The 22,287-nt window shown below is 41.8% G+C and carries 15 protein-coding genes, 1 tRNA gene and 1 pseudogene; 9 read left to right on the top strand and 8 right to left on the bottom strand.

Annotated elements, in window-relative coordinates; translation table 11 throughout:
• Positions 1–46 precede the first annotated feature (46 nt).
• From NSB03_RS00730 to NSB03_RS00720, 3 genes are all read left to right on the top strand, one after another.
• On the top strand, positions 47–514 hold the full coding sequence (locus NSB03_RS00730; protein WP_024986154.1) for a CYTH domain-containing protein: 468 nt from the start codon (positions 47–49) through the stop codon (positions 512–514).
• Positions 515–569: 55 nt separating this feature from the next.
• Positions 570–1,862: an MgtC/SapB family protein gene (locus tag NSB03_RS00725; RefSeq protein WP_024986155.1), complete on the top strand. Its 1,293-nt coding sequence runs from the start codon at positions 570–572 to the stop codon at positions 1,860–1,862.
• Positions 1,863–1,979: 117 nt separating this feature from the next.
• The gene (locus NSB03_RS00720; protein ID WP_257466140.1) at positions 1,980–2,189 is read left to right on the top strand and encodes a hypothetical protein; all 210 of its coding nucleotides are present in this window, start codon (positions 1,980–1,982) and stop codon (positions 2,187–2,189) included.
• A gap of 108 nt (positions 2,190–2,297) precedes the next feature.
• Here NSB03_RS00720 and NSB03_RS00715 read toward each other — a convergent pair whose 3' ends face one another.
• Positions 2,298–3,470 carry a DNA/RNA non-specific endonuclease gene (locus NSB03_RS00715; RefSeq protein ID WP_024986157.1) on the bottom strand — a complete coding sequence of 391 codons (1,173 nt, stop codon included), beginning with the start codon at positions 3,468–3,470 and terminating at the stop codon, positions 2,298–2,300.
• Positions 3,467–4,492, bottom strand: coding sequence for an endonuclease/exonuclease/phosphatase family protein (locus NSB03_RS00710; protein ID WP_024986158.1), 1,026 nt, complete (start codon positions 4,490–4,492; stop codon positions 3,467–3,469). Before NSB03_RS00710 ends, NSB03_RS00715 begins: the two co-directional genes overlap by 4 nt.
• Before the next feature lie 200 nt (positions 4,493–4,692).
• Between NSB03_RS00710 and NSB03_RS00705 the strand changes: the two genes are divergently transcribed.
• The 4 genes from NSB03_RS00705 (at position 4,693) to NSB03_RS00690 (ending at position 10,706) form a co-directional block, all read left to right on the top strand.
• A complete protein-coding gene (locus NSB03_RS00705) occupies positions 4,693–7,221 on the top strand; it encodes a TonB-dependent receptor (protein ID WP_121766571.1) in 2,529 nt (842 codons plus the stop codon).
• 47 nt (positions 7,222–7,268) lie between these two features.
• A complete protein-coding gene (locus NSB03_RS00700; protein ID WP_024986159.1) occupies positions 7,269–8,111 on the top strand; it encodes a DUF5689 domain-containing protein in 843 nt (280 codons plus the stop codon).
• 20 nt (positions 8,112–8,131) lie between these two features.
• Positions 8,132–9,739 carry a DUF6359 domain-containing protein gene (locus NSB03_RS00695; protein WP_024986160.1) on the top strand — a complete coding sequence of 536 codons (1,608 nt, stop codon included), beginning with the start codon at positions 8,132–8,134 and terminating at the stop codon, positions 9,737–9,739.
• A gap of 115 nt (positions 9,740–9,854) precedes the next feature.
• Positions 9,855–10,706: a DNA/RNA non-specific endonuclease gene (locus NSB03_RS00690; protein WP_024986161.1), complete on the top strand. Its 852-nt coding sequence runs from the start codon at positions 9,855–9,857 to the stop codon at positions 10,704–10,706.
• A 192-nt stretch (positions 10,707–10,898) separates the two neighbouring features.
• Here NSB03_RS00690 and NSB03_RS00685 read toward each other — a convergent pair whose 3' ends face one another.
• Positions 10,899–12,452 (bottom strand): PD-(D/E)XK nuclease domain-containing ATP-binding protein, encoded by a 1,554-nt coding sequence (locus NSB03_RS00685; protein ID WP_257466139.1) that lies wholly within the window; start codon positions 12,450–12,452, stop codon positions 10,899–10,901.
• A 189-nt stretch (positions 12,453–12,641) separates the two neighbouring features.
• On the opposite strand from NSB03_RS00685, the gene NSB03_RS00680 reads away from it, so the two are divergent.
• The gene (locus NSB03_RS00680; RefSeq protein WP_121766575.1) at positions 12,642–14,204 is read left to right on the top strand and encodes a PD-(D/E)XK nuclease domain-containing ATP-binding protein; all 1,563 of its coding nucleotides are present in this window, start codon (positions 12,642–12,644) and stop codon (positions 14,202–14,204) included.
• Positions 14,205–14,367: 163 nt separating this feature from the next.
• Here the strand turns inward: NSB03_RS00680 and NSB03_RS00675 are convergent.
• A pseudogene (locus tag NSB03_RS00675) lies at positions 14,368–14,738 on the bottom strand (DUF3874 domain-containing protein); the annotation flags it as partial.
• 157 nt (positions 14,739–14,895) lie between these two features.
• Here NSB03_RS00675 and NSB03_RS00670 point away from each other — a divergent pair.
• Complete coding sequence (locus NSB03_RS00670) at positions 14,896–17,460, top strand: outer membrane beta-barrel family protein (RefSeq protein WP_024986162.1); 2,565 nt, start codon at positions 14,896–14,898, stop codon at positions 17,458–17,460.
• Positions 17,461–17,541: 81 nt separating this feature from the next.
• Here NSB03_RS00670 and NSB03_RS00665 read toward each other — a convergent pair.
• The 4 genes from NSB03_RS00665 to NSB03_RS00650 form a co-directional block, all read right to left on the bottom strand.
• Positions 17,542–17,623: transfer RNA gene (locus NSB03_RS00665), tRNA-Leu, on the bottom strand.
• Between the two features lie 73 nt (positions 17,624–17,696).
• Positions 17,697–18,719 (bottom strand): S41 family peptidase, encoded by a 1,023-nt coding sequence (locus NSB03_RS00660; RefSeq protein WP_024986163.1) that lies wholly within the window; start codon positions 18,717–18,719, stop codon positions 17,697–17,699.
• 49 nt (positions 18,720–18,768) lie between these two features.
• Positions 18,769–19,632 (bottom strand): DUF3316 domain-containing protein, encoded by an 864-nt coding sequence (locus NSB03_RS00655; protein WP_024986164.1) that lies wholly within the window; start codon positions 19,630–19,632, stop codon positions 18,769–18,771.
• The gene (locus NSB03_RS00650) at positions 19,632–22,277 is read right to left on the bottom strand and encodes a DNA gyrase/topoisomerase IV subunit A (protein WP_135036423.1); all 2,646 of its coding nucleotides are present in this window, start codon (positions 22,275–22,277) and stop codon (positions 19,632–19,634) included. Before NSB03_RS00650 ends, NSB03_RS00655 begins: the two co-directional genes overlap by 1 nt.
• Between the last annotated feature and the right edge of the window lie 10 nt (positions 22,278–22,287).

Below are 22,287 nucleotides of genomic sequence, written 5' to 3'. Positions count from 1 at the left end.
TAAACAATCATTTTTTAATTCTCAATTTTTAATTTATCTTTGCGTCATGGCACAAGAAATAGAACGTAAATTTTTAGTTTCCGGAGAATTCAAACCTTTTGCATTTGCGCAGAGCCGTATTGTGCAAGGGTATATCAGCAGTGCTCGCGGGAGAACTGTCCGGGTCCGTATTCGTGACAATAGAGGGTATCTGACTATTAAGGGAGCGTCTAATGCTTCCGGCACCAGTCGCTATGAGTGGGAAAAGGAGCTACCCTTGTCAGAAGCAGAAGAGTTGATGAAACTTTGCGAACCGGGTATTATTGACAAGACCCGTTATTTGGTGCGCAGTGGCAAACATGTATTCGAAGTTGACGAATTCTATGGTGAGAACGAAGGGCTCGTTGTGGCGGAAGTAGAGCTTGAATCGGAGGATGAAGCTTTTGTGAAACCTGACTTTATAGGCGAAGAGGTGACAGGAGATATACGTTACTACAATTCCCAACTAATGAAAAAACCGTATAAAACGTGGTGAACGTTAACAAATAAACTGTATATTTGTTCTTATCTAAAAAGAGTAATGTATGGATATGGAACAGTTGTACAATTATGTGCCGCGGGAATTGGTTACTTTTGTATTGGTAACTTTGTTTTCTTTATTAATCGGACTCTCGCAACGTCGGATCAGTTTGAAACGTGAGGGAGAAACGACTCTTTTCGGAACCGACCGTACCTTTACTTTCATAGGTATATTGGGATACCTGCTCTATATACTGGATTCTACCGATATGCGTCTGTTTATGGGTGGTGGCGCAGTGCTGGGCTTATTGTTGGGATTAAACTATTATGTGAAGCAATCCCAGTTCCATGTCTTTGGCGTTACAACTATTATCATTGCCTTGATTACGTATTGTATGGCTCCCATTGTGGCTACGCAGCCTTCCTGGTTCTACGTCATGGTGATAGTGACTGTACTTTTATTGACTGAACTCAAACATACCTTCACCGAGTTTGCCCAACGCATGAAGAATGACGAAATGATAACGTTGGCGAAATTCTTGGCTATCAGTGGTATCATATTACCGATGCTTCCGCATAAGAACCTGATTCCGGATATTAATCTCACTCCTTATTCTATTTGGCTGGCGACGGTTGTCGTCTCCGGTATTTCCTATCTCTCTTATTTATTAAAGAGGTATGTATTCCATGAATCGGGAACTTTAGTTTCCGGCATTATTGGTGGATTGTATAGCAGTACGGCTACTATCTCGGTGCTGGCCCGTAAGAGCCGGAAAGCCTCGGAACAAGAAGCTACCGAATATGTGGGCGCCATGTTGCTGGCTGTTAGCATGATGTTCTTGCGTTTTATGATACTGATACTTATCTTTAGCAGGGAAATCTTCTTGTCTATTTATCCGTATCTGCTGATTATGTCAGTCGTAGCAGCCGTTGTGGGATGGTTTATCCATTCCCGGCAAAAACGCCCGAAAGGTCAGCCTGCTACCGAAGAAGACGATGATAGCAGCAACCCGTTGGAGTTCAAAGTAGCATTGATTTTTGCCGTACTTTTTGTAGTCTTTACTATTCTGACACACTATACTTTGGTTTATGCAGGTACAGGCGGATTGAATCTTCTTTCTTTTGTATCAGGCTTTAGTGATATCACGCCTTTCATATTAAACCTGTTGCAAAATACAGGCAGTGTTGCTGTGCTGGTTATTACGGCTTGTAGCATGCAGGCTATCATCAGTAATATACTAGTCAATATGCTCTATGCGCTGTTTTTTGCCGGAAAGGGGAGCAAACTCCGCCCTTGGATTTTGGGAGGATTCGGTGTGGTGATTGGCTGTAATCTTGTTTTATTATTATTCTTCTATCTTTAAGAAAAATATAGCCATGTTGTTTTGCTGCTAACTTATTTTTTTCTTTGTGTTATGACTTCTTTTGCGTAAATAGTATGAAAAAGTAGAAGATTTAGCTTATAATTGGGAGTAAAGATTTTGGCAGGTCCGGTACTGGCTTTTGGTTCAGAACCTAATAAGACAACCTTTGGTCTGGAAGGCGGCTTGCATTGTTATTATAAATTAATTAAAGGATTTGGAATCTTTGCAGGATCTCGCTTGCGTATGTATACTAAAAATATTTTTGCAGGTGGAGATTTGACTCCTGTACATGCTGCATTTTCGGTGGGGACTTCTTATCGATTCTAAAAAAATTGATTTTATCTACATATTCTTATTATACTAAAACATCCCTATTTGCTATATCTCAATCGCAGATAGGGATGTTTAGAATAATATCATAGAAAATTAAATGTTTTACCAAGCCCAATCACTTTCTTTGTAGCTTCTTTCAACCTCAGATTCAATATTGTCAGGTAGATTGTGATAGAAATCAATACCGGTTATACTTTCTAATTCATCAATGGATTTGGCGCATTGTTTTATATTTTGTGATTTATCATATGTATGCTCTATGTAAAATCCTATTGCCTTATATTGTCCATTTTTATAAGATAGAATTGTAGAGAAGTAGTATTTAGGTATTTGTACTCCGTTCTTGCCCGTTGCGAGGATTGCATAATCTATAGAAGTTCCTTTTACAATATAAGTTGTATCCTGAGAATTTGATACTTTTCCCCATTCTTGTACTTTATTCTCTATAGCATCCCAAGTGCTGCCACCTTGGTTAAACCCGTCTATTAATTGTGGACTAATGTTAGAGTAATAAAAGGTTTGACTGTTTGCTTCACGATTATATAATCTATCGCTTGAGGCAACCATATGTCCTCTATTATATGGTTGATAGTAGTCACTTCGTTCAGTTCTGTATTGCGCTGGAATGTTGGGATCTGTTTGATAGGCATCTTTGCGTTCTACATTCTTTTGAGAAGTTACATTGTCGAAGGTAAATGCTACCCAGCGTACATGCTTTTTCGTACAGTCATATTCATAGCTGTATGTGACAGTTTCTTTGCCATTTTCTTTGGTAGTCCATGTATGAAATATATTCATACTTCCTCCCTTTAATACAGGAATCTCAATTCTTCCTGCATATCCCGAAGGTCTTTCCGGATCTGGATCCGGATTTGGGTCTGGGCTTGGGTCAGGATCAGGATTGGAGCCATTGCCTGCTAATTGTTTGAGTGTAAACTCTGCTTTTTCTTTCCCTGCTATGATTGTAATAATGACACTTCGTTCAGCTCCGGTATTTGCTTTCATATATCCACTGATAGAGCCATTTCCATTGCCCGATGCTCTACTTAATGTACACCAAGTCTCACTGCTTGAAGCTTCCCAAGTTCCGTTTGTTTTTACTCGGATGATAAATCCGCCTCCATTGGCATTGATTTGCGTTTGGTCAATAGAGGCAATTCCTTGATTGGTATTGCCCGGATTTTCTGGTAGGTCCGGAATATTCTGTTCACTACAAGATACAACTGTGCTATAAACTATGAACAGAATAAATAACTTAAATAATTCTTTTATCATTTTACTTCTTTAATTAAATAAATTATGGTAGGTAGGTGATCGCTATATCCGTTTAGCCATACACCACCTGCTTGCGTTCGTTTTGGATATCCTTTATATTTCCCTTCTTTTTGGAACATGAAATCCCGACGGAAAATTTCATGTTTATAGTATTTCAATGAACTACGGTCGTTACCTAACAGGTTTCCAGTAAATACAATTTGGTCAAATAAGTTCCATTTGCCTCTATACATTAATGTACCGTAGCCTTTTTTCAGTGTATCCCACCATGGATTGTATAAATCTTCCGGACCAACATCTGCCGGTTTTCTCTTGGCGCCAAGTGCCACAGCCATACTTTTGTCCATCGGGTCGTCATTCATGTCTCCCATGATAACCACTTTTGCAGCAGAGTCCTCCCTTAGTAAAGAATCTTTTATTGCTCTGACTTGCTCACCCGCACGTTCGCGAGCAGCAGATGCAGCGGCGCGTGAAGGCCAATGGTTGACAATAAAGTGCATTTTCTCTCCAGCTATATAGCCGCTGGCAATAAGGAAGCCGCGTGTTTTATGTACTGTATCATTTATATATACATATGGAACAAGCTTGCTGTTTGAGAGTTCAAATAATTTCGGATTGTAGAAGAATGCGCAATCTACGCCGCGCCTGTCTTCGCCTTCATAATGAATATACTTATATTCTCTGTCAGCTAAAGCCGGTTGTTTCAGAATATCTTCCAGAACTCTGTAGTTCTCGATTTCAGATACACCGATAATGGCAGGTCCCATTGGCAACTTGTCAGTTGAAAGTTTGCTTAAAATTTCCGACATATTTTTCAGCTTTGCCTTATATTTCATCGAATTCCATTGGTTCGTTCCATTGGGCAAATACTCGTAGTCGTTTTTACCTTCATCATGGATTGTGTCGAATAAATTCTCCATGTTGTAGAAAGCTACACTGTAGAGGGCGTATTTCTTTTCTTGTCCATAAGCCATTAGGACAAAAAAGACAAGTAGGCCGAGAGTCATTAAGTTTTTTTTCATCTTTAAAATTCATTTTAAAAGTGGGTAATTTGACATTCGTATGACAAATATCTAAAAAGAAAACGGAAAAACCGCCTATTGCAGCGACTTTTTTCGAAAAAAACATTGTTATTCGTAAATTTCTTTGTTATTTTGCATGATAGTTTATTTCATTTGTATTGCAAAATGAAAGACCAATTAACATTAATATAAATTAAATTATGAAACAACGACTAGGGTTAGCGATCGTGCTATTTTGCTTAACACCAGCACTTTTGGCTCAGCAAAAGGCAAAGCAAAATGCCCGTGAAGACAATGCTTCTTTCATGTTTACAGAATCACAATTGAATGAAGAAGATGATACAGCTCAGAGTACCTCTGCGTTAGTCACTTCCAACAATGATGTTTATCTGTCAAATGTAGGTTATCTGTTTAGCCCGATGAGATTTCGCGTAAGGGGATATGATTCCCAGTATAGCGATATGTACATCAATGGGGTACAATTCAATGATGTAGAAACAGGACGTTTCAGCTACGGATTAATCGGGGGATTAAATGACGCGACCCGTAATAAAGAAGGTATCGGTCCTTTTGAAGTCAATAATTTTACTTTTGGAGCGATAGGGGGAGCTACTAATATTAATTTACGTGCCAGTCAATATGCCGCCGGTTCAAAACTCACATTGTCTGGTAGTAACCGTAATTACATTTTGCGTGGAATGTACACTTATTCCACAGGTTTGATGAACAATGGCTGGGCATTTACCGGTTCATTGGGATATCGTTGGGGTAATGAAGGTAATATTGAAGGTATTAAGTATAACTCTTTCTCTTATTTCCTTGGTGCAGAGAAAGTATTTAATGAACGTCACAGCCTTTCTTTAGCTACATGGGGAACACCTACAGAGAGAGGTCAACAGATGGCAGCTACTGAAGAAGCTTATTATTTAGCCAATAGCCATTATTACAATCCGAACTGGGGATATCAAAATGGTGAGAAACGAAATGCACGTATTGTGCGTCAGTTTGAACCATCGGCTATTGCTTCTTGGAACTTCAATATTGATGATAATAAGAAGTTGGTGACAAGTGCCGGATTCAAGTATTCTAATTATGGCAAGAGTGCTTTGGGTTGGAATGGTAATGCGGCGGATCCACGTCCGGATTATTATAAGAAGTTGCCTAGTTCTATTTTTGACGTATGGGAGTCAGTTCCTACTCCTGACGAGTTGCAGCAATTTAATGAAGTAACTGATAACTGGAAGAATAATAAGGCTTATCGTCAATTGGATTGGGATGCTCTTTATTTTGCCAATAAACAAGCCAATTCATTGGGTAAGGAAGCGCTCTATTATGTGGAAGAACGTCATGACGACCAGTTAGCATTCAACTTCAACTCAGTATTCAACCATCAATGGAACGAACGTAACAGTTATGTTGCAGGAATCGCGGTGAATACAACGAAAGGTATGCACTATAAAAAAATGAAAGATTTGTTGGGTGCGCAACTCTATACTGATGTTGATAAGTTTGCAGTGCGCGATCATGGTGCAAGTTCTACTATGGTACAGAATGACCTCGATAATCCGAACCGTCGTATCGGTGAAGGCGATAAGTTTGGTTACAATTATAATATTTATGTAAATAAACAGAGTGCCTGGATACGCTATCAAGGAAACAATGCCGGTTCGCTCAATTATTTTGTATCCGGTAAGATTGGGTCTACACAAATGTTCCGTGACGGACAAATGAGAAACGGACGTGCTCCATTGAAGTCATTGGGTAGCAGCGGTACTGCCAAGTTCTTGGAAGGGGGAGTGAAAGCCGGATTAAGCTGGGCTATCAATGGCAACCATTCGTTTACATTGAATGCAGGATATGAAGATCGTGCACCGCTTGCCTATAACTCTTTCATTGCTCCGCGTATTAAGAATGATTTTGTGAAAGATTTGAAAACAGAACGTATTTTCGGTGGTGATCTGACTTACAATTTCAATACTTCATGGGTAATGGGACGTTTAACCGGTTATTATACACGCTTCCAAAATCAGGTGGAAATGGATGCATTCTATAATGACAGTGAAGCACGTTTCACTTATCTTTCTATGAACGGTATTGAAAAGGAGCATTGGGGGATAGAAGCGGCAGCTACATTTAAGCTGACAAGTGAACTTTCATTAACCGCTATTGGTACTTGGAGTGATGCTAAATATGCAAACAATCCTGATGCTGTGTTGACATATGAGAGTGAAAATGAGTCAAATCTTGATCGTGTTTATGCAAAAGGTCTGCATGCTAATGGAACACCGTTGTCTGCTTATAGCCTTGCCCTGGATTATAACATAAATGGTTGGTTCTTCAACCTGACAGGTAATTACTATGATCGTGTATACATTGACTTCTCAAGCTATCGTCGCCTTGGAAGTGTATTGGATAAGAACGGTGCAGGTGTAGATGCTAACGGTAATCCGGTTCTTAATGTTCCAGGACAGGAAAAACTGGACGGAGGATTTATGCTTGATGCTTCTATCGGGAAATTTATCCGTTTGCGTAATGGCAAGAGTATTAGCCTTAATCTGAGTCTGACTAATATCTTGAATAATACAGATCTCCGTACAGGTGGCTTTGAACAAAACCGTGATGATAATTACAAAGACGGTGACGCGCGTATTTACAAGTTCTCTAAGAACTCCAAGTATTTCTATGCATTCCCGTTCAATGCTTTCTTGAATATTGGTTATAGATTTTAAGAATGTGTAGTTATCAATCCAAAACAAAAAGAAAGGAAGAAACGATTATGAAGAAATTACTATCTATATTATGTACCGGATTGCTGTTATGTGGTACAGTTCTTACTTCTTGCGAGAACTATGATGACCCGGTAACAGGTAATGCCTATGGCAATAATTCTATTCCGGAAGGGCGCACAATTTCAATCGCTGCGTTGAAAGAAAAATATAATGACTTTATAGATACGAGTAAAGATACTTATACTACTATTGAAGGTGAAACCCGTATTGAAGGTGTAATTACCTGTGATGACGAGAGTGGTAATCTGTACAAGAAGTTGGTCGTGGCAGACGAAACAGGTGCTATTGTTATTGGCGTTAATGCAACCGGTTTGTATGCATTTTGTCCGGTAGGCCAGAAAGTGGTAATCGATTGTAAGGGTTTGCAGATCGGTAGCTACCGTAAGCAAGCGCAAATTGGTACTGTTTATAATAATTCAGTTGGACGTATGCCCGAGTATGTATGGAAGCAGCATGTTCGTCTGATTAATGAACCGAAGTTGTATTATGAGGAATTGAAACCGATTGAGGTTAGTACGCCTGCCGAGCTTGCTGCTATTGATTTGAAGGTAGCACCGGTATTGGTTACTTTTAAAAACGTAAAGCTTTCCGAAGCAGACGGAACGGCAACCTACGCTCCTGGTGATGAAGGTTCCGTAAAGCGTTATTTCACTTATGCTGATGGTACAGAGAGTGGAAGTAACTTGTTCCTTTATACTAGTGCTTACGCAAACTTCTCAAAGGAGGTAATGCCGCAAGGTAGTGTGAATATTACAGGTATTTTGTTACGTTACAATAACCAATGGGAGGTTATTGTCCGCACTTTAAATGATATCAAACGAAATAATTAACTCAATTAACACATATAATTATGAAAAAGATTCTAAATGCTTTATTCTTAACACTGCTTGCGGTGTTTACATTTAGTTCATGTAGTGATGTTCCTGCTCCTTATGATATATTGGGAGAAGGTGATGCTCCGGGAGTCGTAGGAGATGGTACTAAGGAAAATCCATATAATATTGAAGCTGCTCAGCAGAAACAAGATGGCTCTATCGCTTGGGTGCAAGGGTATATTGTAGGAGCAATTGAGAATGTATATGATGATAAAGGTGAATTTGCTGGTAATAAGGCTAGTTTTACTGCTCCTTTCAATATTACATCTAATGTTTTGATAGCAGAAAGTCCTGACGAAACTAATGAAAGCAAATGTTTGCCGGTTAAAATAAAGAACGGAAGTGATTTGGCAAATGCTTTAAATCTGAAAGATCATCCGGATAATAAAGGTGGTCTGTTGTTGATTCAAGGTGAGTTGAGCAAGGGCTTTGGAAAGGCTGCGTTGATTAATACAACAGCTGCGGTGTTTAATAATCAACCAATTGGTGAGGAGCAAGGTGGTGAAGAGGAATTAGACCCGAATAATCCTTTAGGATTGGATATTACTGTAACTCCGTTGACTGATTTCTCTAACGATTTTGCAGATGTTGAACATCAAAAAGATTATTCAAAAACCGGTTGGATTAACAAAGCAGTAAAAGGAACGAGAATATGGCAAGGAGCTATTTATGACCCTCAGAAATATTTGGCTGCTTCTACTTATGGTATCAAGGAAGGTGAAACTGCTGAATATTGGTTTGTAACTCCTTATTTTACGGTTAGTGCTGATAAGAAATTTACTTTTAAAGCTACGGTTAATAAGTATAGTGAAACGATGTCTTTGAAAGTATTTTTCTTGCAGTTGAAAGATGGAAAAATGGAGCAACATGAAATTCCGGTTAACGGTATACCTACTACTGGAACATATCAGTGGACAAATGACTTGATGGTAGACTTGACTGCTTATGCTGGGCAGAATGGTTTTGTTGGTTTCCAATATGTAGCGTTGAGGGAAAAAGATGTACAGACTTATGGACTTGATGATATTGTATATGGTGAAGGTAGCGGAACAGAACCAAAGCCGGAACCGGAACCGGAACCAGAACCGACTCCTGGAGCTAACCTGCTTGTAAATCCTGGATTTGAAGAGTGGTTAGAGAAATTGCCGACAGCATGGGATAATAAGTATAATACAGGTGAGATAACAAAAGAAACTACTATTAAACATGGTGGAAACAATTCTTTGCGACAGAAATCAGATGATGGTACACAAAAGATACAGCAAGAAGTTGCAGTGGAAGGTGGCAAAAAATATCGTATATCTTATTGGTTTTTAGATAATGATCCTAAAGCTCGTTCACGTTATTGGTTTGCTTTGGTAGATGCAAATAATAAAACTGTAAATGACCTGAATAGTGAAATTCAGCAAAGTTCTTACTCTGAAGATAATCCGGAATGGCAACAGGTGAAAATTGAAGTCACGCTTCCTGAAAATGTAGCTAAGATAAGATATGAAGTGAGAACTTATCGTGGTGAAGATGCTAAAGGAACTGGTGGCGGTTATATCTATTATGACGATATGGAACTCGTAAAAATAGAATAATAACTTGGAATTACAACTTTAATATAAATTTCCCCTGTTGTATGTATTTGCAGCAGGGGAATTTATTCTAATATGATATAATAGTTTGGTAAATTCATTCTTTAAAAGGATAAGTATGACGTATTTTTCAAGAATTATTTTTCTGTGTTTGTTATGTCTGAGTTTCCATAGCTGTGACAAAAACGATGACAATTACGATTCCAATAATTTTGCCACCGGCATCGTAGAACTCCCCGCCCTTCGTAATGGTGCAAGCGATGTATTCTTAACCCACTCTACAATAGTCAACGGACAGAAAGTGACCACCTTTAGTACAGAGTACGATAAGAGCAAGAAACACTCCCGTTGGATTGCATTCCGGTTCGACAATCAGACCCGGTTACAGACAGCAACCCGTGGCAATGAATTTATCCCAGACCCTTTGCTTGGCACAGAATACCAGCGCGTACAAGCAGACTTCGGGAGAAGAGGTTATGATAGAGGGCACCTCTGTGCTTCAGCCGACCGACTTTATTTGCAAGAAGCCAATGATCAGACTTTCTATTATACCAACATGAGCCCGCAACGAAACAATTTCAATACAGGCGTTTGGCTGGCATTGGAAGGACAAGTGCAGTCGTGGGGACGTAGCTGTACCGCTTCCGACACCTTGTACGTAGTGAAAGGCGGAACGATTGATAAGGAAGAACATATTAAGGAATATATCGGCGGCGACCGCAGCAAGCCCGTTCCCAAATATTACTACATGGCTTTATTGTTTAAGAAAGGCGAATCGTTCAAAGCGATAGCCTTTTGGATGGAACACCAAGACAGCAAACCGTCAACAATCAGACTCGCCGACTACGCCCTTACGATAGACGAACTGGAAGAAAAAACAGGAATTGATTTCTTTCCCAATCTTAATGATAACTTGGAAAATGCACTTGAAGCCACTTACTCAACAAAAGCTTGGCCTGGGTTAGAATAAATATTACCGTAGATAATAAAGAGTTTCTCCAGTAATACTTTTATAAATGGATATAGTGACCACTTCCCGGCCTTGATTTATTTTGTGAAAGAAATACGTTAATAGTATTATTGTATATTGTAAATGCATAGATTTGAATAACTTGATGTTGTTTGAATCTATGCATTTTTTCAATGTGCGGGAATATCTCATTCAGGATTCCACCACCCATTTCTCGATATTACGGGTTTTCTCACTGAAGTTAATCCCTATCTTGAACAGTTTTCGCCCATCTGCTTCGAAAGGCAATGCATATCGTTTGTCGTTAATCTGCTGCAACGCCTCTTCCGCTGTACCATTCAGCTTAAACTCCATTATATAAATGAATTTGTCTGTCTGCAGGATGAGGTCTATGCGTCCGTTATTGGTGTGGTATTCCACTTTGGTATAGAAACCAACCAGTTTGAAAACGATGAAAAGTACATTTTCATAATGTAATTCCTGCTCCCGGATTACTTCGTAAGTCGTATCAGCGAAGAAACTCTGCAGGCGGCGGAAGAAAGAGCTATAGTCTCCGGCCTCTACTTCACGAACGAATTTTTGAATTTCAAATGGAGATTCCACCTTATTCACATTCGCATAAAAAGGAAGTAAGAAACGGATGAAACCTTCTTCCACTTCACGGTTGGGAAAACCTAGACGATATATGCCAAAACGTTCGTCATATCCTTTAATGGTGAGGTATCCGCTTTGGTAAATCACTGGAATCGGGTTGGTTGATTCGGAGTCGATGCTATTTAGTACTTGTGCATCAGTTTCTTCGTGTGCCATCCGTTCCAGATCATAATGATGCTTTTTCAGTAACTTCACCAGATAGGTAGGTGTTCCCGTTTCAAACCAATAATTGCCGAACTCTTTACGCTTGAACGCGTTGAGCAGGCTGAACGGATTATACATGCCGATGGAATTATGAGTAAAGTGATAACCGTCATAGCACTCCTTCAATTCAGTACAAAGCTTTTCATATGTCGTTCTCCGTGCATCGGCAAATTCATGAAGCTCAGCTTCCAGATTCTCATGGATTTCCCGTTCGCTGACACCGCAAATTTCGATATATTCGTTCCACATTGATATATCGTCCAGATTATTCAGATCACTGAACACGCTGACTTTGCTAAATTTGGTAACTCCTGTCAGCATGGCGAATTTGATACATCCATCCTGGCTTTTCAATGCACCATAAAAAGCCTTTAAAGTGTTACGAAAACTTTTTTGTAATTCTTCATTGCCGATAGCTTGCAGCATTGGTTTGTCGTATTCATCCACAAGAATGGCTACGCGTTGCCCCTCTTGTCGGCAGGTACGTTTGATAATGCCTTCAAAGCGTGTGGCTAAAGATTTTTCCGATGGCTCTGCTCCGTATTTTTTTTCCCATTCCACCAATACTCCATTCAACTTATTCTCCAAACTTTCCGGAGTATCGTATTTTTCGGTGTTAAGGTCGATATGTAACACGGGATATTTTATCCAGTTTTTTTCCAACTTTTCTACTGCCAGTCCCGTGAACAGTTCCTTCTTTCCTTGAAAATAAGCTTCCAGAGTGGAGATGAGCAGACTCTTTCCGAAGCGGCGCGGGCGGCTTAAGAAATAGTAACTACCGGTTTTTACCATTTGATACATCAATGCCGTTTTATCAATATAGAAATAACCGTCATTACGAATCTTTTCGAAATTCTGTATGCCAATAGGGTAAATTTTACTACTCATATACTCCGGTTTTATAACTCAATTACACAAAGGTAGTAAATTTCCAACTACTTCATTGTTTTTAGAAAGAGAAAAGTATAAGATGATTGCTTTTAACAGAATGAGGTGTAGAAAACAGTATGTACTATTTGTGGTATCTTTTTTAATCCCTATATTTGTCTACATTTCATTTTAATAAAGATAAGCGTTATGGATAGCACTTTCAGAATATACCCGATAGGGATACAGAATTTTGAAGATTTACGTAATAACAACAACGTATATGTAGATAAGACGGAGTTGATATATCGTCTGGCAAATACCAATAAGGTATATTTTTTGAGTCGTCCTCGCCGTTTTGGGAAAAGTTTGCTGGTATCTACTCTTGATGCTTATTTTCGAGGGAAGAAAGATTTGTTCCAAGGATTGGCGATGGAACGTTTGGAGAAAGAGTGGAATGTCTATCCGGTGTTGCACATAGATTTCAGCATGACAAAGTACACTGCTATGTCTGATTTAGAAGAACGTTTAAATCTTCAACTTCGTGAATGGGAACGAATTTATGGTAATGATCCGGAAGAAGAAGGTTATGCGGCTCGTTTTTCCGGAATAATAAAAAGGGCATATCAGCAGACAGGTTTGCAGGTAGTAGTACTTATCGACGAATATGACGCTCCTTTATTAGACAGTAATCATTTGCCGGAACTGCAAAATGATCTTCGTGAAGAAATGCGGAAATTCTTCAGTCCTTTGAAAGCACAAGGGGAATATCTACGCTTTCTTTTCCTGACAGGTATCAGCAAATTCAGTCAGATGAGTATTTTCAGTGAATTGAATAATTTGCAGAATATCAGTATGCGGGATGATTATAGCGCTATCTGTGGTATTACCGAGCAGGAATTGCGTACGCAACTGAAAATTGATATTGAGATGATGGCACAGGCCAATGATGAAACCTATGAGGAGGCTTGCATGCATCTGAAACAACAGTATGACGGTTATCATTTCAGTAAGAAATGTGAAGATGTTTATAATCCGTTCAGTTTGTTTAATGCATTTGCTCAAAAGAGTTATGAAAATTTCTGGTTTTCTACCGGAACGCCTACTTTCTTGATAAACATATTGCAGCAAAGTAATTTCGATATTCGTGAATTGGACGGTGCTACGGCTACTGCCGAGCAGTTTGATGCCCCGACGAGTGCTATTACTGACCCTCTTCCCGTACTTTATCAAAGCGGTTATCTCACTATCAAAGGATATGACCCTGAATTTCAGCTTTATACACTTGCTTATCCCAACAAAGAGGTGCGGAAAGGATTCATCGAATCTCTTATGCCTGCTTACGTGCATTTGCCTGCCCGGGAAAACACATTCTATGTAGTTTCTTTTATTAAGGATTTGCGAGCCGGAAAACTGACTGAGTGTTTGGAACGGATAAGGTCTTTCTTTGCTTCTATCCCCAATGATTTGGAGAATAAACAAGAGAAGCATTATCAGACTATCTTCTATCTATTGTTCCGGCTGATGGGACAGTATGTAGATGTGGAAGTAAAAAGTGCGATTGGGCGTGCAGATGTAGTCGTAAAACTGCATGATGCCATCTATGTCTTTGAATTCAAGATGGATGGCACCCCGGAAGAAGCGTTGGCGCAGATAAATAGTAGAGGATATGCTATACCTTATCAACCCGATCATCGGAAAGTTATAAAGATAGGAGTAAACTTCGACAGTACGACAAGAACTATCGGAGATTGGATAATTGCTGAGGAATAGTAACTTTAAATACGAATCACTCCATAGTGATTTCACCAATTCCTCTTTCAACCTATCACCACCCTTCTGAAACTCCCTGTTCATCGTGCTTACAGAACGGTGATAGGTTGTCTCTGACCTATCACCTCATCTATCACCTATCACCGTCCTGAGGACTGTATATTTATTCTCTTTTCGGCTTAATCCGAACCACTTTGTAGACATTCCCCCGTTTGGTATGCACGGAAGGCACTTGATTCCTCTGTAATATTCTGCCGAACTGAATAATATTGCAATTTGATACATGAATCCTGCTGTCATGCTGCACCTGTTCCAGTATCTCGATGGCGAGAAGCTGCTCGTAGTCAATCGGGGAGCAGTCGATGGGGCGGTTACGTTGATGACGATGTAGCGTCGGCTGCCGGAAGTGTCCGTCAGCAGGTCCTTGTGGTTGCTCGTTCCGATGAATGAAGCGTAGCGGCGCATCTCCTGCGTGGCTGTGCCATGAGGCCGGCGAACATTGACCACCGGTTTTTGGAGGATATGCTTCAGGAAAGGTGATGCTTTAGTAAGAAATTTTATCTGTTCGTTCTACTTTTTTAACTCCGAATGTTTCGTAATTGGCACGAAACCACCTACTTTTATCCCCTCATATTTGCAGCATTTCAGAATGTCCTGCGTCTAATAAATAAAAAACTAAATCATTCTAATCATGAAACACAGACTGTTGCTACTATTACTATTCATGTTTGCTACGTTTGCGGCGGGGTGGGCGCAAAAAGATGTAGCTCCTTCTTTTACCATCAAAGGTGTTCTTCTGGATTCGTTAACCCAAGAGGGAGAACCGTATGCCACCATCAGGATTACCAAGAAAGGTGTTCCGGACAAAGCTGTAAAAATGGCGGTGACCGGGGCAAATGGTAAGTTCCAGGAGAAATTGAATGTACCGGCAGGCGATTATGCAATCAGCATTTCTTCGATAGGTAAAGCGCCTGTTGTGAAAGACTTCACTTTGAAACCTTCTACGAAAATAATCGACCTCGGGACGTTGTATTCTTCGGAAGCCAATAATGAACTGAAGGGAGTGGAAGTTGTCGCCCAGAAGCCTTTGGTGAAGGTAGATGTGGACAAGATAGAATATAACATTGAAGACGACCCCGACTCCAAGTCGAACAGTATTCTGGAGATGCTGCGCAAAGTTCCTTTGGTGACGGTGGACGGGGAAGATAATGTGCAGGTGAACGGAAGCAGCAGTTTCAAGATACATGTGAACGGGAAGCCGAATAACATGATGAGCAATAATCCGAAAGAAGTACTGAAAAGTATGCCGGCAAATACCATTAAATATATTGAGGTGATTACTTCGCCGGGGGCGAAGTACGATGCGGAAGGCGTAGGCGGTATTCTGAATATCGTCACCGTGGGCGGCGGATTCGAGGGATATACGGCTACATTCCGGGGAAATGTCTCTAACAACGGAGCCGGAGCCGGTACTTACGCGATGGTGAAACAGGGAAAGATGACTATTTCCGTCAATTATAACTACGATTATAATAATAGCCCGCGCAGCTACTCGGACAATTACCGTGAGAATTACGAGCCGGGGGCGAGGGACGAGAAGTTTCTCGAATCTCAAAGCAGTTCCAAATCGAAAGGGAATTTCCAGCATGGCAATCTGGAAGCAAGTTATGAGATTGATACGTTGAGGCTGCTGACGGCGGCTTTCGGAATGTATGGCGGCAGTAATGAGAGCGACAATAACGGAAATACGGTAATGTATAGGACGAACCATGAGGACGTGGCTTATCGTTACCGGACGGATAGCCGTAATAAAAACTCGTGGTATTCCATAAATGGAAATATAGACTATCAGCGTACTTCGCGGAGGAATAAGCAGCGGATGCTGACCTTATCTTATAAGATAAATACGCAACCTCAAACAGATAATTCCAGGAATGTTTATCTGGACATATTCCCCGACGAGCAGAAAGAGGAACTGGCGGAACGGTTGCGGTTGGAAAATTACCATTCGGATGGAAAGACGAATACGATGGAGCAGACTTTCCAGGTGGATTATACGACTCCGATAGGGAAATTGCATACCATTGAGACGGGAACGAAATACATTTTCCGTCGCAATAGCAGTGATAACGCGCTTTATGAGGCGGCAGGCGGAAGCGATAATTATGTGTATAATGAAGACCGCAGCAGTGAGTACCGCCATCTCAACCATATCCTGTCGGCTTATGTGGGATATACCTTAAAGTATAAGGACTTCTCTTTCAAGCCGGGAGTACGTTATGAGCAGACCATACAACGGGTGAAATATATCGTAGGGCCGGGTGAGGACTTCCATACGAATTACAGCGATTGGGTTCCGTCCGTCTCTTTGGGAATGAAAATAGGCAAGACGCAGAATTTGCGTGTCGGTTATAATATGCGCATCTGGCGTCCGGGAATCTGGAACCTGAATCCTTATTTTAATAATCAAGATCCGATGTCTATCAGTCAGGGAAATCCGGATTTGAAGAGTGAGAAAAGCCATGCTTTTGATATTGCGTACAGTAATTTCAGTGCCAAGTTCAATATAAACGTTTCGTTACGCCATTCATTCGGGAATAACGGAATAGAGATGGTGAGCCGCTTGATAACCAATGAGAACGGAGAAATCTTTGATGATAATCCGGAGCATATGGCGCCGAATGGGGCTATGTACAGCACTTATGACAATATCGGCAAGAACCGGGATACGGGGTTGTCTCTTTATCTGAATTGGAACGCTTCTCCTAAAACACGTATTTACGTGAACGGGCGCGGAAGTTACAGGGATTTGAAAAGTGAGGCGCAAGGGTTGCACAATTATGGATGGAACGTTTCTTGCCACGGGGGTATCCAGCATACGTTGCCTTTGAAAATCCGTTTGAGCCTGAATGGGGGCGGGAGTACTCCGTATATCAGTTTGCAGGGAAAAGGTTCCGGCTATCAGTATTACAGCATCGGGTTGAATCGTTCGTTCCTGAAGGATGACCGTCTCACGCTGAACCTGTATTGCAACAATATTTTTGAGAAGTACAGGACATATAACAGTCATACGAAAGGTGATAATTTTATATCAAAGAGTAGCGGGAAATATCCGAACCGTTATGTCGGATTCAGTATCGGCTACCGGATTGGAGAACTGAAAGCCAGTGTGAAGAAAGCTGCCCGAAGCATCAATAATGATGATGTGAAAGGTGGAGAAGGCGGTGGAAACACCGGTGGCGGAGGTGGTCAGTAAGACCACCACTGCTCAAGACACAAAAAAGCCCCTAAAATGTCCGTTTTAGGGGCTTTTTAACTGTAAATACAGGGTAGTTTGTGCGGATGATAGGACTCGAACCTACACGCCTCACGGCACCAGATCCTAAGTCTGGCGCGGCTACCAATTACGCCACATCCGCATGTGTAGCTTTGTTGTTTAGCGGTGCAAAGATAGGAAGATTTTCTGATTTGACAAATTATTCGGTAATAAAGTTACTCACTTAATATCTCGAATGCCTTTTCAATCAGGGTATCTTTCTTTTTAAGTTGGTCTGCTTCAGACAAATTGATGGCAATATCCGGTGCGATACCTTCTTCCAGCGGTTGTTCGTTTTTGTCGAAGTGCGGGCTGGCAGAGAAACGGATGCTCCATCCGTTCGGCAATTCAGATGAGAAAGGAAGTCCCGAACCGCCACCGGTCCAATCGCCGACCTGGATGATTTCTGTATCTTCTATGCTGCGCATCGCATTAACAAAATCGTTTGTCGCACTATAACAACGGCGGTTGGTTAATATAACGACCTTTTTTTGCCAACGGATACTGCCGGATGGTTCCAGATAAATCGGTTCCTTCTTAGAGAAGTCATTATGTCCCGGTCCGGTTTTGTGCTGAATGTATCCGGTCAGCGTCTTTTGGTTGGTAAACCGGGCGGCGATACGGGTAGAGTTCGTCAGATTTCCACCGCCGTTGTCGCGTACATCAATGATTAATCCGTTGCAAGGTGCCAGGTAGAGGAGAACCTCGTCCAGGTTGCCGTTTCCGACTCCTGCGCTGAAACTTTCGTAACGGATATATCCTATATTATTATCGAATATCTTATATTTCAAGCCGGAAGCAGTGTAATAACCACTGCTGGCACTGCCCAGATAAGTCTGATAAAGAATATCTTCCCGGTAGTTCCAGTCGTATCCCTGATACCAGTCATCGTAGAAAGAAGTGCGTTTTGCAGAAGATAGATTGACATGCCCGTCTTTCAGGATATACAGCATCTGGCTTAGAATGTCGAACAGGTCATCGTTGGACATGGTCGGTATAATCAGTTTTCTGTATTCTTCGTGGACGGCATCCCAGTCAATTCCTTTTGCTTCCAGAAAACAGTACTGTTCGTCAATAATCTTCCATAGTTGCTCGAAGTTGCCTACGGGATCATCGGCATACTCATCCTCCCTGATGCAGCCGGTCAGCGCCGGCAGGCAGCAGATTAGCAAAAGTAGTTGTATAATCTTATTTTTCATTCTTGTTATCTCTCACGCTTTGAAGTTTCAACATTAAATTTCCGTTCTCTTAGTAGGCTCTTACCGATGATGGTAAGACGCTTGTTCCTTTTTTATTTTGGATACGGTATAGGTCTTTCACAAATCCTACCATGAATGCGTGTGAGTAGGTATGTGTCTTGATATTATTTACTTTGTATTGCTGCAAATCGGCCAGATAGCTGAAACGCATTTTTGTATATCCTATCGGCAGGTCGACGGAAAGCATCTGACGGAGTGAAGGCTGGTTGTGCAGGGAAGTGAATCTTATCACTCCTCCGGCGTTGCCCAAGGAGAATATCTCATAATAGGATTGTCCGTAGTGTGGTGAGAAAAGCATTCCCATTACAGGCAGATTGATCTGATAACGCAATACCATCGGATATTGTTTGATTTTCAGATGCCAGATTGCCATTCCGGAGGCATCCAGATTGACGTAAGCCCTTGCGGAAGCGGGGTTGTTGGTGTTTCGGAGATTGTAAACAAAGCCACCGTTAGCGTCTATCAATCCACCTGCCAGTAACTTGAAGTTCTCCGTCAGCCGGAACTGGTAGTGAAGACCGTAATTCCAGTTGGCCAGGCCAGAGAATGTGTTATTATTGTCGGCACGGTTGTGCGTATAACCGATGTCTGCCTGGAAGAAATTCTGCACGGAAATATTCCCGTCGAACAGTCTGGTCATCCGAATCGTTTCGCGGGAAACACGGAAATCGATTCCTTTATATTCCTGAGGCGAAAGATAGGTATCGAATACGTTGGTGAATCCGATACCGTACATGGTGGCACGTGTTACATAGCGATGGGTTTGCAGGCTGTCGGTCTGCGCTTGTAATCTGGTGCAGAGGGCGAACAGGATGCATCCTGTCAGCCCCCAGTATATTAGTTTTTTCTTCATCAGAATAACTTCATCTGCCCGGTGATTTCGTCAATAATATCTCCTTCACTCTTGCCGTTGTCCGGATCCAGATTCTCCGGTTCTTCTTCCGGTTCGTCCTGCGTTTGCTGTTCGGGGTCGGGGAAACGGGTCGGCTCAAGTTCGTTAATCGTCTCAACTGTGTAGGTAGTGATACGTTTGCCTTTTGCCTTGAACCCTTTGACAGCGATAAATTCATCCGCATCAATTTCCAGCGGGTCGCGGAAACTGTCGTGTCCGCCGAATACAACTTCCAGGCGCGGGTAGTATTCGTCGGTCAGCAGGATGAGACGGTTGTTTTTGTTCTCGCCCAAGTAGTTCTGCTTGCGGTTGGAACCTTCAAAACAGAAACGTTTCAGGTACGGATAATTTTGTTGGTCGGCATCATAAAGCGCGGCAGTCCATATCTTGTTGGGGTTGAACTTCTCAACGATGCTTACATTATCTTCGTAGTGGTTGCTCAGGTCGAAGTTACTGTTGTAGAAGTCACCGTTGTTCAGAACGACCAGTATGGTGTCTTCACTCTGGAATTCGCCCAGATATTCACCTCGTCCGTCATAGTTGAGGCGGAGTACGTCACGGTCGAACCATACTTTACGCCCGCCGAGGGTCGAACCGCCTTTCTGTTTCAGGGTAATTTTGTGTATCGGCAGACGGGTGAGGATGATACCGCGTGCCTGTCGACCTTTAATGCCCACTTCGCTGAAGTCTTGCTCGAAGATGATGCGGCGTACGCGTGGGTTAGGCTTCAACGTAACCTTGATGATTTCGGCTTCCCCGTTCGGATTGGCACTGAAATAGGTGATACGTGAATCGGGGGTACCTTGGGTGACGTCATATTCACGGTCGCGGACTACGGAAGTCACGGCAAAGCGTTTAACGTAGGTCGTTCCCTCTTTTCCATCGCGGTATGCTACGTTGTAAATCGTGCGTTTATCGTTCTTCTTGAATACATTGACATAAAGAACATTCTTGCCGACGAATTTCTTGTCGGCAACAGGAGTAACGATATACTTACCATCGCGGAAGAAGATAATGACATCATCGATATCCGAACAACATGCCACGAACTCATCTTTTTTCAAGGCTGTTCCGATAAATCCTTCTTCGCGGTTGATATAAAGTTTCTCGTTTGCTTCTACTACTTTGGCAGCTTCGATGGTGTCGAAGTTGCGAAGTTCCGTACGGCGCGGGAAGTTCTTGCCGTATTTGTTCTTCAACATCTGATACCAGTTGACGGTATAATCTACGATATGAGCCAAATGGTCGTCAATCTCGGCCACTTCCTCTTTCATTCTGGCAATCAGTTCGTCCGCTTTGTCCGAGTTGAATTTCAGAATACGCCCCATTTTGATTTCCATCAGTTTGAGAATATCCTCTTTGGTCACTTCGCGGATAAATGTCGGATAGAATGGCGTCAGGCGTTCGTCAATATGTGCGCAGGCTGCGTCCATATCTTTGGATTGTTCGAACTCTTTGTCCTTATAGATGCGTTCTTCGATAAATATTTTTTCGAGCGAAGCAAAGTGCAACGCTTCCAGTATTTCGTTTTTCTTGATTTCCAGTTCCTGCTTTAGCAAATCCAGCGTGTTGTCTGCCGACTTTCTCAAGACTTTGCTGACAGTGAGGAAATGAGGTTTGCTGTCATCAATCACGCAGCAGTTGGGTGAGATACTTACTTCGCAATCGGTGAATGCGTACAATGCATCGATTGTTTTGTCCGATGATGTACCTGGTGCCAGATGCACTAATATTTCTACGTTGGCAGCTGTGTTGTCATCTACCTTGCGAATTTTGATTTTTCCTTTATCGACAGCTTTCAGGATAGAGTCGATCACTGTTGAAGTGGTTTTCCCATAAGGGATCTCTGTGATTGCAAGCGTTTTGTTATCAATCTTGTTGATCTTGGCACGTACTTTCACTGCTCCGCCACGTTCTCCGTCGTTGTATTTGGCTACGTCAATCGAGCCGCCTGTCTGGAAATCGGGATATAGTTGGAATTCCTCTCCACGCAGGTAACTGATGGAAGCATCGCAAAGTTCGTTGAAGTTATGTGGCAATATCTTGGAAGAAAGTCCAACGGCGATACCTTCCACTCCCTGTGCTAATAATAACGGGAATTTCACAGGAAGAGTGACCGGTTCCTTGTTTCGTCCGTCATAAGAAAGTTTCCATTCGGTAGTTTTGGGATTGAAGACAACATCCAGCGCAAACTTGGACAAGCGTGCTTCGATATAACGGGGAGCAGCTGCGCCGTCTCCGGTGAGGATATTACCCCAGTTACCCTGGCAGTCAATCAACAGGTCTTTCTGTCCTAACTGTACCAAGGCGTCCCCGATGGAAGCATCACCGTGGGGGTGGAACTGCATGGTGTGTCCCACAATATTTGCCACTTTGTTATACCGTCCGTCGTCCAGACGTTTCATAGAATGCAGGATACGGCGTTGTACAGGCTTTAAACCGTCATTGATATGAGGTACGGCACGTTCCAAAATAACGTATGAGGCATAGTCCAGAAACCAATTCTGGTACATGCCTGTTAACTGATGTTTTACGTTTTCGTCCCGCGCGTCCGCCGGTTTGTAGTCTGAATGTTCTTCCGGTATCTCGTTGATTTCGTCACTCATATATCAATCT

Origin of the sequence: Bacteroides acidifaciens, from assembly GCF_024623065.1 — a bacterium.
GTDB classification, from domain to species: Bacteria; Bacteroidota; Bacteroidia; order Bacteroidales; family Bacteroidaceae; genus Bacteroides; species Bacteroides acidifaciens.
This window is presented reverse-complemented; position numbering and strand designations above follow the sequence as displayed.

Coding starts and splice junctions, on each gene's coding strand:
- NSB03_RS00695 (WP_024986160.1), top strand. CDS start 8,132: ATGAAAAAGATTCTAAATGCTTTATTCTTAACACTGCTTGCGGTGTTT.
- NSB03_RS00680 (WP_121766575.1), top strand. CDS start 12,642: ATGGATAGCACTTTCAGAATATACCCGATAGGGATACAGAATTTTGAA.
- NSB03_RS00725 (WP_024986155.1), top strand. CDS start 570: ATGGAACAGTTGTACAATTATGTGCCGCGGGAATTGGTTACTTTTGTA.
- NSB03_RS00690 (WP_024986161.1), top strand. CDS start 9,855: ATGACGTATTTTTCAAGAATTATTTTTCTGTGTTTGTTATGTCTGAGT.
- NSB03_RS00650 (WP_135036423.1), bottom strand. CDS start 22,277: ATGAGTGACGAAATCAACGAGATACCGGAAGAACATTCAGACTACAAA.
- NSB03_RS00685 (WP_257466139.1), bottom strand. CDS start 12,452: ATGAGTAGTAAAATTTACCCTATTGGCATACAGAATTTCGAAAAGATT.
- NSB03_RS00715 (WP_024986157.1), bottom strand. CDS start 3,470: ATGATAAAAGAATTATTTAAGTTATTTATTCTGTTCATAGTTTATAGC.
- NSB03_RS00710 (WP_024986158.1), bottom strand. CDS start 4,492: ATGAAAAAAAACTTAATGACTCTCGGCCTACTTGTCTTTTTTGTCCTA.
- NSB03_RS00705 (WP_121766571.1), top strand. CDS start 4,693: ATGAAACAACGACTAGGGTTAGCGATCGTGCTATTTTGCTTAACACCA.
- NSB03_RS00730 (WP_024986154.1), top strand. CDS start 47: ATGGCACAAGAAATAGAACGTAAATTTTTAGTTTCCGGAGAATTCAAA.
- NSB03_RS00660 (WP_024986163.1), bottom strand. CDS start 18,719: ATGAAAAATAAGATTATACAACTACTTTTGCTAATCTGCTGCCTGCCG.
- NSB03_RS00655 (WP_024986164.1), bottom strand. CDS start 19,632: ATGAAGAAAAAACTAATATACTGGGGGCTGACAGGATGCATCCTGTTC.
- NSB03_RS00700 (WP_024986159.1), top strand. CDS start 7,269: ATGAAGAAATTACTATCTATATTATGTACCGGATTGCTGTTATGTGGT.
- NSB03_RS00670 (WP_024986162.1), top strand. CDS start 14,896: ATGAAACACAGACTGTTGCTACTATTACTATTCATGTTTGCTACGTTT.